General features: G+C 46.5%; 8 protein-coding genes. 2 read left to right on the forward strand and 6 right to left on the reverse strand.

All coding sequences use genetic code 11. The features are described 5' to 3' along the window. Window positions 1-2: 2 nt before the first annotated feature. Genes AM231_RS02060 through AM231_RS02075 form a run of 4 tightly spaced genes read right to left on the reverse strand, consistent with a single transcriptional unit; the run spans window position 3 to window position 3103 of the window. On the reverse strand, window positions 3-815 hold the full coding sequence (locus AM231_RS02060; RefSeq protein ID WP_054401097.1) for an energy-coupling factor ABC transporter ATP-binding protein: 813 nt from the start codon (window positions 813-815) through the stop codon (window positions 3-5). Next, entirely contained in the window at window positions 784-1665 is an 882-nt protein-coding gene (locus tag AM231_RS02065) for an energy-coupling factor ABC transporter ATP-binding protein (protein WP_054401099.1), read from the reverse strand. The genes AM231_RS02060 and AM231_RS02065 overlap by 32 nt, the downstream gene beginning before the upstream one ends. A 30-nt stretch (window positions 1666-1695) precedes the next feature. After that, window positions 1696-2460: an energy-coupling factor transporter transmembrane component T gene (locus AM231_RS02070; protein WP_054401101.1), complete on the reverse strand. Its 765-nt coding sequence runs from the start codon at window positions 2458-2460 to the stop codon at window positions 1696-1698. A 13-nt stretch (window positions 2461-2473) separates the two neighbouring features. Beyond that, window positions 2474-3103, reverse strand: a complete 630-nt coding sequence (locus AM231_RS02075) for an ECF transporter S component (protein WP_054401102.1) — start codon at window positions 3101-3103, stop codon at window positions 2474-2476. A gap of 239 nt (window positions 3104-3342) precedes the next feature. On the opposite strand from AM231_RS02075, the gene AM231_RS02080 reads away from it, so the two are divergent. Beyond that, entirely contained in the window at window positions 3343-5244 is a 1902-nt protein-coding gene (locus AM231_RS02080; protein WP_054401105.1) for a PfkB family carbohydrate kinase, read from the forward strand. 83 nt (window positions 5245-5327) lie between these two features. On the opposite strand, the gene AM231_RS02085 is transcribed toward AM231_RS02080, so the two are convergent. After that, on the reverse strand, window positions 5328-7397 hold the full coding sequence (locus AM231_RS02085) for an ATP-binding protein (protein ID WP_165593365.1): 2070 nt from the start codon (window positions 7395-7397) through the stop codon (window positions 5328-5330). A gap of 271 nt (window positions 7398-7668) precedes the next feature. Between AM231_RS02085 and AM231_RS02090 the strand changes: the two genes are divergently transcribed. Next, window positions 7669-12714 carry a fibronectin type III domain-containing protein gene (locus AM231_RS02090; RefSeq protein ID WP_131724714.1) on the forward strand — a complete coding sequence of 1682 codons (5046 nt, stop codon included), beginning with the start codon at window positions 7669-7671 and terminating at the stop codon, window positions 12712-12714. 101 nt (window positions 12715-12815) lie between these two features. Here the strand turns inward: AM231_RS02090 and AM231_RS02095 are convergent, their stop codons facing one another. Beyond that, window positions 12816-14177 carry an MFS transporter gene (locus AM231_RS02095; protein ID WP_242615048.1) on the reverse strand — a complete coding sequence of 454 codons (1362 nt, stop codon included), beginning with the start codon at window positions 14175-14177 and terminating at the stop codon, window positions 12816-12818. Between the last annotated feature and the right edge of the window lie 58 nt (window positions 14178-14235).

The raw sequence follows: 14235 nt of genomic DNA on the forward strand, positions 1-14235 counted from the left end.
TCTCAGCTCTGATGTATTCTTCTTGTGAAATGATCGATAAACTCTTCTTTACTGAATGAGATATCCTTAAGCCTCAACGCTTGCCCTACACGAGTGATAGGCGGCGGTGCAACATGGCTCTCTAATAAAGTCTTGACATCAGAAAAAACATTATACTTATTGCCTGACTTCAAAATCTCACCTTTTGACATCACGATGATCTGATCAAAGTTACGAACTACAAATTTCATATCATGAGTAATCGTTATACAAAGTCGATCATTGTTCTTAAGATAGTTGATGATCTTGGCTAATCGTTGATTGCCTTCAACATCCTGACCGCAAGTTGGTTCATCCAAGATGATTATTTTGGGATCCATCATGAGTATAGAACCAATCGTACAAAACTTTTTCTCAGTCGCATTGAGATCAAAGGGATGTGTTGAAAGCCGATGTTTTAGTCCAACCAAATCTGAGATAAATTCAATGCGGTCATTAATTTCATGTCTTGACAAGCCTTGTTGCTTAGGTCCAAATTCAAATTCTTTTCTTACCGTTTCTAGAAAAAGTTGATTATCGGGATTTTGAAACACATAGCCGATATACTTTGACCAGTAGGCAGTCGTGTGATCACTGATACTCTCACCATCAATCAGAATTTGGCCTTCGGTAGGCCGCAATAAACCGTTGAGGTGCTTAGCAAAAGTCGTCTTGCCGGCTCCATTTTGGCCGATAATGGCTACAGGGTTACTTCCCTCAAAAGTAGTATTTATTCCTCTGAGAGCCTCACCTCCAGAAGGGTATTTATGCTTGAGGTTTTTGATTTCTATCTTCATAGAGAATCACCTCCTGTAATAATGAAATCGCTTGACTTTCTGTTAAAGCAAAATCTCGTTCACTATAGCCGGGTTTGATAAATTTCTTGGTTATCTCATAATAATCAGGCGGATTTACTGAGAACTCTGCTAGATGCGGTGAACAAAACACTTCTTCGGGTGTGCCTCCCAGAACAATCGTGCCATGCTGTATGACGTAGACTTTATCTGCTAACTTAGCTACCCTTTCCATGTCATGATCTACCATTACAATCGTGATTCCGTTTTCATTTAACTTTTTAATAATATTCATGATTTGTCTACTGCCAATAGGATCCAACTGTGTTGTACACTCATCCAAGACGAGAATTTTCGGTTCTAGAATGATTGCTGATGCCAATGCGACTCTTTGAACCTGACCTCCGGAAAGTTCAAGAGGGTTTTTATCCAATAATTCATCTATCTGAATCAACTCGGCTATTTCCTTTATCTTGCTAAACATCTGCTCCCTGGGAACCCCGCGATTGCCAAGCCCAAATGCTAATTCTTCAGCAACAGTATCTGCGGTATAAGACAACTGATTAAAAGGGTTTTGAAAAACAAGCCCAATCGTTTGCGAAAGTTCCCCTACACTCACGGCAGCCGTATCTTTTTCATCAACGATTATGCTCCCTTCACTAAATCCAACAAAATAATTAGGAATCAGCCCTACCAATGCATTACATAAGGTTGATTTTCCGGAACCATTCGCGCCAATTATTGCAACAAATTCACCCGATGCAACTTCAAAATGGACATTCTTCAAAGCAACTTCTGTTTCTTGGTTGTAACGATAAGAAAAATGATTGACTTGTATTAATGTACTCGTCATTCTTGTCACCTCCACTCTTTTTCCAAAACATCAGAGGATCCTTGGGAGCAAACTCGAGATTAAGAAACAAATTGCAATCATTCTTAGGACGATGTCGAGGCCTGTCGTTTCAACCTTTATATAACTCGTCGGTTTGTCCCCACTGATTCCAAAACCCCGGGTCTCAAGCGTCATTCCTCTTTCTTGAGCGTCTGTCAGAGAGGAGAGAACAACCGGTCCGATAAGCGGCAAAAATGCTTTCGTCCGTTGTATGAATGATCCTGAGGTTTCAACACCACGTGATTCTTGCGCTTCTTGAATAACCTTGACTTTTCTCTGCATTTGAGGAACAACATTAAGGCTTGCCAAAATTAAATATCCTAATTTCATGTTAAGCCCCGACTGTGTTAAGGCGGCTACAGTCTCTGAATTTTTTGTGGTTTGCAGCATTAAATAGAATGCGGCTAAAAATATTAAGAGAGTTGATGAAATCTTTAATGCGTACATCGTGCCCTCTAGTCCCATTTGTGCAAAACCGAAGTCAGCAATCATTGTTTTATTGTTAGGACTATATAAACCTTGGATAAAAAGCAGCATTAGCGTTACCGGAATGCCAAAACCAACAATCAACTTTAAAACCTGTTTTCCTTGTCCGATCAAAATACCCAGTATGACGAGTAAACATAAAACTCCGTATCCAACAAAGGGCAGCGGATAAATGAGACAGCCAATTCCTAAACAAAATACGATAAGCAGCTTCGTTATCGGATTTAATTTTCTAACTAGAACAGCTATAGAGTTGTTGATGTTTTCCATTGTTCCATCACCTTCATGACCCTTTGCGGCCTTTAAGTAAATAATCCTTGTCCAGCGGAGCGTACTGACTTGAAAAACGTCGGGGGATTTTCTTTACTAACCAGTAAGCGATTAGAAATACAATCCCTTTGTCGATAAGATTTTCGAGTATCGAAGTTGAAAATACCGAAAGCATGATTTCTTTTGTAGTTGCGATCAATGCTGCTGTAAAGAGGGAACTGCTATTAATCCCAGTAGCGCCGCCATAAATAAAGATCGTGATGAAAGCGGCACTTATCGCATTCGTTAACGTACAAGCCAACCAAGTAATCACTACACCAAGCTTATTCTTAAAGAAGCCTGCTTTAACCAAGTAGCCTGTTACCAAACCACATAAAACGCTTACAATCGAAAAAGGAAGAAATACTGGATTGGTGACGATGGATAAGAATAAATTTGTTGCCAATCCACAAAGTGCGGCGACCCAAGGACCTGCAAGACATGCAATCAAGACCGTTCCGATCATATCCAAAAAAAGCGGCAACTTTAAGGTTGAGGATAGGGTGCCTCCAATTAAATTAATCCCTACAGCGATCGGTATCAAAACTAACGCTTTCGTGGAAAATTGGGTTTGAAGAAACCTTCGAAAAAAAGATTGTCTCATAGTAGCCCTTCTCTTTAAAAATGTAATATAATCATTTAAGAAATCTATTTCGGAAAATGCTTTCCCGTAAACTGAGACTATCATCGATAAATTGAAATGTCAACAAGATTATTTATCAAGTCTATAGGTTACTAGAACTTACCCTGATCTTGATTCGTATTGTAAAATAAGAAATGATAACTAAAGTCTTGATGCAACTACTTGCCAGATTTCAGATGGTACGATGAGGGGAGAAGGTTATGAATATCAAAGATATCGCCAATTTGGCAGGGGTTTCAGTGTCCACAGTTTCCAAAATTGTGAATAAAAAAGATCAAAGCATTAGTAAAGAAACCCGTGAACGAGTATTAAAAATAGTCCATGAATACAACTACACTCCTTATTCATCTAGTATTAACAAAGCGGCTTCTACTGGAATAATAGGGGTTCTGATAAATTCAACCATTTCGGCTGATTCGATGCTTAACGGAATTATTAACGAAGCGCAACGCAAAGGATATAGTCCATTAATTTTGAATAGCTGCGGGGATTTGGACCAAGAGTTAAAAAACATGACCTCACTCATTACGAAGCAAGTGGACGGGATAATCTGGGAGCCGGTAAATAAAGAAAGCTTAAAAAATCGTACTCATTTTAATTCTTTAGACATTCCCGTTGTATTAGTCGGAGGAGAGGGACAAGCTAATTCTCTGGAATTGCCTTATAAGCTGGCAGCTTACTTCCTTACCAAGCAATTGATAGATAAGAAACACACGAAGATCGCATGTATCGTAGGGGAAGGGCAGAGAAGGAATGCCTTTATAGAGGGGTATAAGCACGCGCTTTTTGATAGTAATCTAAAATTCCAAGAATCTATGGTGCTTTCATCACTTGACGAAACCATTAATGACTTTATCATTGGTGGACAAACTACAGGATTTATTTCCTCGCATTTATATAAGTCTATTGAACTTTATAATTTGGCTATCCAGAGCGGTCTGAAATCACCGAAGGACTATTCATTGCTTTCCATACAAAATGACTACGACTCCTCCTTGGTTACAGATCAAGGGACGATATCGACCGTAACCATCAATAATTCTAACTTTGGCACCTATATTTGTAATGTGCTGATCAGCTCTATAGCTGGAGCTGATCCGATAAAACCTTATGAGGAACAAATGGTATTAGACAATACCAACACTTTAGGTTTTCCAGATGAGGGCGGAAAGCCCAAAATCCTTGTTGTTGGAAGCATAAATATGGATACGTATCTCTACTCTCCTCAGCTGCCGCACAATGGAGCAACGAATTTTATATCCAGCTTTACAAAACACCCAGGCGGAAAAGGGTTCAACCAAGCAGTAGGAACGGCAAAGCTTGGACACCGGGTCAGGCTGATTGGATGCTTAGGTTCAGATATGGAATCCAATAGCATATTTCAGGATTTAGAAAAAAATGGTGTCAGTACGATTGGAATCACACGTTCAAGTGATACTGAAACAGGCCAGGCATACATTTTTGTCGAATCTAGCGGGGATTCTATGATATCCGTCCTTCCAGGGGCAAATGCTGATCTTTCACCCCAAAAAATAGAACAGCAGACGGGTTTATTTTCTGATGCTAAGTTTTGTTTGATTCAAACCGAAATTCCGGTCAAGACCGTTGAAAAGGCCTGCTCCATTGCCAAAAATGAGGGACTATCCATCATTCTCAAGCCCTCAGCATCCAAGATAATATCAGATACGATCTTGAAACAAATCGATTATTTGATTCCGAACGAAGATGAGCTCTTAGAGTTGTGCCCACAGTTCAGTTCTATAGAACAAAAAGCAGATTTTCTCCTATCCAAAGGAGTCAAAAATGTCATTGTAACATTGGGAAAAAAAGGATGTTATTTGAAAAATGCAGAGGTTGAAAGATTTTTCCCTGCATCAGAGTTTGCTGCTGTCGATAGCACGGGTGCAAGTGATGCTTTCATTAGTGCATTAGCATCCTATTTGCTAAGAGGATGTTCTTTGGTAAGTGCGATTCAAATCGCGACCATTGCCGCTGGTTTTTCCGTTTCCCGCGATGGAGTCATCCATTCATTAGCTGATCGAGTTACTCTAGAAAGCTATATTGCAAAGAAGGACCCCAAATTATTATTATCCTCACATTAGAAAAAAGCCGCTCTTGTGCTGTTCCTCCGAACAGCACAAGAGCGGCTTTTTACATGCCCACACTTCTCTATATGTTCATGTGATCAGTTTGTTTTTCGGATAAGCACGTCTCTCAAATTAAGCAGCGTTTCTTTGCGGATACGGTAGTAAGTAGCCCGGCTCATGTGCAGCTGCTGGGCAGCCATTTCTACGCCTAGCTGCGGCGCCTTCGCATATAGCTTTAGCAATGCGAGATTATTGCTGTTAAGCGGGAAGGGCGGGGAGTCGGAGAACACACTGTGCAATTTTTGTTGTAAGGTGAACCCGCTGCAAGATAGTTTGGCTGCAAGCTCGCTTTGTGCCAGCGCCTCATGATCGTTCATTAAAGCGATTGCGGTTTTAACGTCTTTTTCCGTCAGCTCGAATTGATTAGATCTGGTTTCGTTGCCGTCCGGAGTAAAGTGGATGAGGTCAAATATTTGATCAACGAAATTTGTGCCGCGCCAATCCTGTTCATGAAGGGATGCCTTCGCCCCCTGGAACAGATGATCCCTGATGTGAGCTGGCAAATCACGACTTCGAAATCCAGCATTGCCGAGAAGCTCGTTGGTCTCCCTATAAGCTGTCACAAGGATAAAGCGCATTCCAATGGAATGGTGTGTGATTAGATCTTTCGTAATGACTCCAATCAGTTCATGGTAAGAATAGTCTGGACTATGGGATGATGCGCTTGCTCGCAAATGATAATAAGTGTCGGCCTCTTCCATCGATGTTCGCCTCAGCAGCCTGATCTCCTTCGGGAAGACAGCATCAAGCAGTCCGGGAAATAAACGCTCCAATAATGCTACGGTTTCCTTATATAGGTGAAGCCCTGCCGTAAAGGCAAGAGGCTTCTCATCTGAGCCGCGATACACGCGGATGCTGTCTGGAAAATAGGAGGCTAAGACGTCCATGATGGCATGGTCGATTTCGGATGAAATAGAGTATTGATTCTCTTCTTTCATCATTTGATGCAAGTGGGGCAAGTCCGACGGCTGGAAGGGTTCCATATATAAGACATCCAGCTTGGGAGACAGCAAGGGGATCGAATCGATTTGATACATATCTTGTGAGGCAGATAGCATCAAGGAGACAATACGCCCCTTTTCCTGACTAGCCGCATGGCTCAGCTCCAATGCCAATTCATCAATAATGCGGCGCCATAATGTCCGATACCGCTCAGGCTCGCGAGTTCGGAAGTCATCAGCCAGAAAAAAGCGTGCTGTATCATGCAGGGTAATACCCCCAACTGTTGGCCGAATATAGGAGAGCCGGTTGATCCGTGCAAGCTCTTGTAAAGTTAACGGGGCGCTTAGGAATTTCCCCAGCCACTCTATAGTTGCATAAGGCACGATGCATAAAATTTCGCTCAGATCATTGAATTCGGCGGCGGCTTCTTCGCCAAGCACTTCTGCACTGATTCGCATCGAGATCGGCCAGTCCGATTGGCCTGATTCCAATGGCGAGTGTGGCATTCGCTCGGCATAGAGGGTCATTGCCAGAGGCAGACCGCGGGTATGGCTGCATAGCCGCTCCATTTCATTCGTATTCTGCCAGCCTCTATGGCTCAAGTAGTTGATAATCTCCTCACGTGACAAGGTGCCGAGTTGGATACTTCTGCTGCGGCTGCGCCAAGCCAAGTCACTCGACCAGGCTGCGGATAAGTCCCGCCTGGCCGCCAAGATAACGAGCAGGCCTGTTGCAGGCAGATTAGGGAGAAATACCTCGCGCAGCCAGCTCTCGATTCGCTGTATGGAATCGTAATGATCGATGCATAGTACGGTCTTTTTTGACGCAATGAGATTCGCAAGCTGTTGATAGATATTGCCCAGCTCATGGGGGGCCTGCGGATGAGAAGTGAAATACCCATGCAGCGCCTCCATAAAGCCGGCAGGAGAATCGGTACAAGCGCGGCCATCCAGCCAGACTGCGGCTGCTTCTTCCTGTCGTGCCATATTCATAAATTGCAGCAAAAGCGCGGATTTGCCGATTCCCCCCATACCGGAGAGGAACAGCACTTCAGTGGGAGCTTGCGCATTTCCCAGCCAAGCTTGCACCAGAGCAAGCTCTGATTTTCTGCCAACAAACAGTCGGCTTCGTTCTAAATCAAGTAATTCGGCGAGCTTTTGCATCACCGTTATGTCCCTCCTTTCGACAAATTGGGATATTGGTCCTGCGCCCGGAACGTCCGTATTTCGTACCAATTCGACATAAAAGGCAAACATCCTTTTCCTGATGGCAGCAGCCATCTGATACATGAGACGAATTTGCGATAAATATGAGATACCGCTGCGAATATAGTCCTATACAATGAAATGGGATTGTACATCACAGATTGGATAAAAGGAGTGGAACAACATTCGCAAGCAAATAAAAAAGCTGACAGCCGGCGTACTGGCTTTTCTATTGATCACGTCGTTGCTGCCTGAATGGTTGGAAGGAAAAGTCTATGCTGCTGCAGGCACTTACATGATAGATACGGTAGCGGGCACGGGAGTTGGCGGCTTTTCAGAGGATGGGGTGCCTGCGACATCGGCCTCATTGAATAATCCTGGCGGAGTGGCGGTGGACAGCGACGGCAATATATATATTGCGGATTCTACCAATCACCGGGTCCGGAAGGTCGATGCCTCGGGAAAGATTAGCACGATAGCGGGTACAGGCACGGCCGGCTATTCGGGGGATGGGGGGGCCGCGACATCAGCCCAATTGAATAACCCTTATAGGCTCGCATTAGACAGCGTTGGAAATCTGTATATTGTGGACTACTCTAACAACTGTATACGGAAAATTGATGTATCGGGGGAAATCAACACGGTAGCGGGTACCGGCAATAGCGGTTATTCCGGGGACGGAGGACCTGCAACATCGGCTAGATTGAGTTATCCGGACGGAGTGGCGGTAGACAGCAGCGATAATCTGTATATCGCGGATAAAGGCAATCACCGGATTCGGAAAGTCGATACGTCGGGAACCATTAGCACGGTAGCGGGTACGGGAGTTTACGGCTACTCTGGAGATGAAGGAGATGCCACGTTGGCCCAATTCAGATCCCCTACTGGAGTGGCCGTAGACGGCAGCGGAAACCTGTATATATCGGATACATCTAATCACCGAATTCGGAAAATCGATGTGACGGGGAAGATCAGCACGATAGCGGGTGTGGGTGAAGTGAACTATTGGGGAGACGGAGTGCCGGCGACTTCGGCCTATTTGAACCGCCCCATTGGAATAGCTGTAGACAATGGCGGAAATGTATATATAGTAGATGGTTCCAATTTCCGAATTCGTAAAATCGATACATCGGGGATCATTAGCACGATAGCGGGGACGGGACGGTTCGGCTATTCGGGAGATGGCGGACCGGCGACCTCGGCGGACTTGCATGGCCCTTACGGAATAGCGGTAGATAGCAGTGGAAATCTGTATATAGCGGATGTTTTCAGTCATCGGATTCGAAAATTGAGCGCACAAACTGTCGTCGCATCCGCCGCCTCGTCCATCCCCGAAGTCGGCGTGGATGATACGATCACACTGACCGTGAAGAATGCGCTAGGGAACACGGACACATCGTTTGACGGCATGCATGAAGTGACGATATCCGGGTACCTGCAAGCGCCGGATGGCTCCTATGGCAGCTTTAACGGGACGGCTTTAAGTGCCTCTTCGAGCACGACCAGTATCGCGTTTGCTAGTGGCGTAGCCACAGTAAATTTGGCGCTGAACAAAGCGGGGGAGCAAACGATCAATATAAGTGTAGCGGACATGGTATCACCAGAGGCAAATGCGTTGATCATCATGCCAGTAGCAGGGAGCGCGACCTCGATGGCGCTCACAACGGACATTAAGGCTCCGGCTAGCAACGGAGGCACGTTCGCGCAGCAACCTGTCGTCACGCTTCTCGATGCTTTCGGCAATACGAGCGCGGGCGATAACAGCACCATTGTGACGGCATCGAAGAAAGACTTGGGGGCGTGGGCGCTAACAGGAACAACGACGGCGAAGGCCAGTGCAGGTGTTGTCACCTTTAGCGGTCTTGGAGCAACCAATACAGCCATGGTAACGGGAGCTAAGCTTTCGTTCGAGACGGAGAGCTTGCCGCCAGTCGAGAGCACAGCCGTGACGCTTCCGATTTACACCGGCAAATTAATCTCGCAGTTGAGGCCCGTTCCTCATGACCCCGATCATCCGCATGGAGGAGATGAATCGGGAAAGTTTAAAAAAATAGATAGTAATGTCTATCTCACGAACGAGCCTTATGCAGATCTATTGTTCACGACAAAAGGCGCTGATGGGCTCAGTGTATTCGTTGATGATATTCGTAAAGGGATTGCAGCGAGAGGTCCGTCCGGTAATTTAGTCGTTAGAGATGGCGCAGATTCGCTAAAGATTGACTCAGCAGAACCTTTGATGGACACTAGCATGTTCCGTCTCGCATCACAGCCAGTTCCTGCTACAGGCATCCGAATAGATATTTCGGCAAATAAGACTACTGGCGACGATTTGGAATCCGTTGTTTTGCTTCAAGCTCCAACGGATATTTCCCTTGACGTTCCGGATATATTGGGAACAGGCAAAACGATCACAATCAATGGAAACATCGATACCAAAGCTCGTTTGCCGATTACGATCACCACTATCCAGGAAACGATCAACACTTACACAGATGACCAAGGACAGTTCTCTTTCGTATACAAGGCGCCTTTGTATGCCGTGAACGAATTCATAGTAGTAGAGGCACCGGGGGTCGAACAGCAACTGCTAAAAGGCTGGGGCGTTATTATCTATAAGCCGGACAAACTCCCTGCGCCCGACAGTTTGAAAGCAACAGCCGGTGATGGCGAGGTTGTTTTGTCCTGGGAGCCCGTGACGGAAGCCACTTATTACGATATTTATGAGGGTGAAGCTTCGGGCAGTTATCAAAATATTGAGAGAATCACAAATTTCACGGGCGATTATACTTTTAGAGGACTGACTAATAACATTACCCGTTACTATGCTGTAAAAGCGGGAAATGATGAGACCGAAAGTGACTATTCGGAGGAAGTTAGCGCCACGCCAGAAGCCTTGTCGCCTAGTGTGCCGCCGCAATGGCCGGATGGAAGCGAGTTAAAGGCGTCGGACATCACGCAAACGAGCATGAAACTGTCGTGGCCAACAGCGACAGATAACGTCGGAGTAACCGGCTACTGGATATACGTGAATGGTACGGAGCATGAGACAGTAAGCGGAAGTGTAAACACAACGACTATTGAAGGTTTGGTCGCAGACACCGCCTATACAGTCAAAGTCATAGCTTTTAACGCAGAAGGCAAAGAGAGTAATGCCCTGACCGTATCGGCTAGAACATTACCACAGCCGGACTCCGAATCACCGCAATGGCCGGATGGCAGCGAGTTGAAGGTGTCAGATATTACGCAGACGAGCGTGAAGCTGTCATGGTCTACAGCGACAGATAACTTCGGTGTGACCGGCTACCGGATATATGTGAACGGTACGGAGCATGAGACGGTAAGCGGAAGTGTCAACGCAACGACTATCAATGGTCTAAACGCAGATAGCACTTACTCATTCAAAGTAATAGCCTTCGACAAAGCGGGTAACGAAAGTGACGCCCTAACCGTTTCGTCTAAGACCTTACCGCAACCGCCGGAACCGGATACCGAAGCACCGCAGTGGCCGGAAAACAGTGAATTGACGGCGTCGGACATCACGCAAACGAGCATAAAGTTGTCGTGGCCAAGTGCGACAGACAATATTGGAGTGAGCGAGTACCGGATTTATGTCAACGGCACAGAACATAAAACGCTAAGTGACAATGTCAACGCAGTGACTATCGATGGTTTAAGTGCAGACAGCACTTACTCATTCAAAGTGATAGCCTTTGACGAAGCGGGTAACGAAAGTGACGGCCTGACCGTCTCGGCCAAGACGCTGCCGCAATCACCGGAACCAGATACTGAATCACCACAATGGCCGGATGGTAGTGAGTTGAAAGTCTCGGACATTACGAAGACGAGCGTGAAGTTGTCGTGGCCAAGTGCGACAGACAATATTGGAGTGAGCGAGTATCGGATTTATGTCAATGGCACCGAACATAAAACGGTAGGTGTCAATGTCAACGCAGCGATGATCGATGGTTTAAGCGCAGACAGCACTTACTCATTCAAAGTGATAGCCTTTGACGAAGCGGGTAACGAAAGTGATGCCCTGACCGTATTGGCTAAGACGCTACCTCAACCGCCGGACCCTGACAGCGAAGCACCGCAGTGGCTGGAAGGTAGTGAATTGACGGCGTCGGACATTACGCAGACGAGCATTAAGATATCGTGGTCTACTGCGACAGATAATTTTGGGGTGAGTGGCTATCGGATTTACGTCAATGATACGGAGCACAAAACGATAAGTGGCGGTGTCACCGCAACGACGGTTGACGGTTTGAGCGCAAACACCAACTACACGATCAAAGTGACTGCTTACGACGCGTCTGGTAACGAGAGTACACCTTTAATCAAACAAGTAACGACAGCCCGATCTTCGGGCGGAGGCAACGGTTCGGAAGGTAGTGGAAGCGGGCCCGTATTATCCAGCAATACCGATCTGGAAGAATTGCTGGTATGGGTTAAGGGCGAGAAGCTTGAGCTTACACCATCATTTACAGCCGGCACAAAACGTAATACAGCTCGAACAGAAGCTGAGCAGATCGAAATTGCAGTGAAACCGGCGTATTTTGCGGCGAAAGTGATGTTGCAGGATAAAGTGATTACAGGCAGAACGAAAGTAAATCTGGAAGCAGGAGACAACAAGATCGTATTGATCGTGCAGGCGGAAAATGGGGACAAAATGGAGTATACGCTGACCATTTATCGCGAAACATCAAAGCCATCTGAAAAGCCATCTGAGCCGATCATCCATTTTACCGACATCACGGGACATTGGGCGGAACATGACATCAAGCGTGCTGCCGAGAAAGGTATCGTCAGCGGCTATCCGGACCACACATTTAAACCGGGTAATCCCGTTACCCGCGCCGAGTTTACAGTTATGCTGGCAGGGGCATTGAATCTGGGGAATAATGGATTATCCATTACGTTCAGTGATAACGATCTAATCGGGGGATGGGCAAAAGAGGCAGTTGCCCAGGTGGTGCAAGCAGGCATAGTCAACGGATATGCAGATGGCAGTTTCCGTCCGAATGCCTACATTACCCGTTCGGAGATGGCAGCTATGATTTCGCGGGCGCTTCAGCTGCAACTCAACGCCAAGGCGTCTACCAGCTTTGATGACGACGATGCGATTCCGCAATGGGCAAAAGGACCGATAGAGGCAATTCGCACAATTGGCATCGTGGATGGTCGCGGAGGGAACCGCTTTGCTCCGAATGAAACGGCGACACGAGCAGAAGGGATCGTTATGCTGCTTCGAATGCTTGGACAACTGAAAGAGGAATAAAGGGAATAAACTAAACGTGAAGAAGCCTCCAAATCCATGATTGAAATGGACTTGGAGGCTTTATGTTCATTGAAGTTTCTGAAAATCCCTGGAGCAGTAAATCAAGGACGATTGCGCTTGAACGACAAGACGAACAGAAGGCCGCCCAACGTTGCGAGTGCAATGAAAATCAGCATGATATTGCTGTAAAGCGCGGCTGCTTGACTGGTTACGGTCGCGATCAGCGGGGAGTCCAGCCACGGCTTAGTCAGCAGTCCGCCCACACTGGCAATGCCAATGCCTTCGGCAAGGAAACAGGCGAAGTTGAGCATGCCCATGCCGGAACCTGCTTCATCCGGCTCCAGCGTTTTGGCGACACTTGCCGAAATGACCGTTTTCACAAACGAAAGACCGCCAAACGTCATGACCACCGAACTTGCAATAAGCCAAGGAGCTTGATCCGTATAGAAAAGTACGATCAGAAAACCGGCTGCAATCATGCCGAGCCCGGACAACATCGCGGTAATATGACCCTTCCGGTCAGCCAGCATCCCGCCAAGCATCCCAAACAAGATGACGCTCAGTGTGCCCGGGAACAGAATGGCGCTTCCGATGAGGCTGGTCGACATATGGTATACGGCTCTCATTAGATAAGGAACCATGGCGAAGAATCCTGCGACCGTGCCGAGCAGCAAGGCACCGGTAAGCACACCGGCCATATACCTTTTCTTCCGAAACAAGGACGGCTCCAGGAACGGCACCTGTTGCCGGCGGATGTGACGAGAGAGAAGCCCGAACAGAACCAGGCTTGCAGCCAGGTACATCCAATGGTACAGCGTCATGAACAGCGCAAACGAGAGAATACCGACGGATAACAGCACGGCGCCGGTTAAATCGAATGATTTTCTCTCTGCAGTCTCGTCAGGCAGTGTCCGCAGTACAAAAGGAAGGGCTAGCAGTGACAGCAATGGCAGTGCAAATAACAGGGACCAATGAATATAGCCGGAAATCGTACCACCGATGACTGGGCCGATCCCTTCGCCAAATGCAACCACAGATCCAATCAGGCCGAACGCCCTGCCCTGTTTTTCCGGTTCGACAATCTTGACGATGATCACCATAATAAGCGATGGAACAGCCGAAGCGCCAACTCCCTGAAAAAACCGCGCGAACAGCACGCCTGGATACCAGGCATGGCATAATAGGCCGACAATCGAACCGAAGCCGTAGGTCAGCATACCGAATAACAGCAGCTTTCTCATGCCTATATGTTCCGATATCCTGCCGTACACGGCGATGCCGATGGCGAAGGATAGCGAGAAGCAGGTATTGGTCCAATTGGCTGCCGACGGTGCAATATCAAAATAAGCGGCGATATCCGGCAATGATACATTAAACATGGTTTCGTTCATCACGCTGAAAAACGTCAATATGCTCAGCCAAAGGATGAATCGTGAATCGTGAACTTCATTTCGATGTAGCACTTGCATATAAACCCCTTTAAGATCAAGAGGAATCGCAGTTTATAGGGTCAATTATGCG

The sequence above is a fragment of the Paenibacillus solani genome, assembly GCF_001277345.1.
In the GTDB taxonomy this organism is placed as follows: Bacteria; Bacillota; Bacilli; order Paenibacillales; family Paenibacillaceae; genus Paenibacillus_AQ; species Paenibacillus_AQ solani.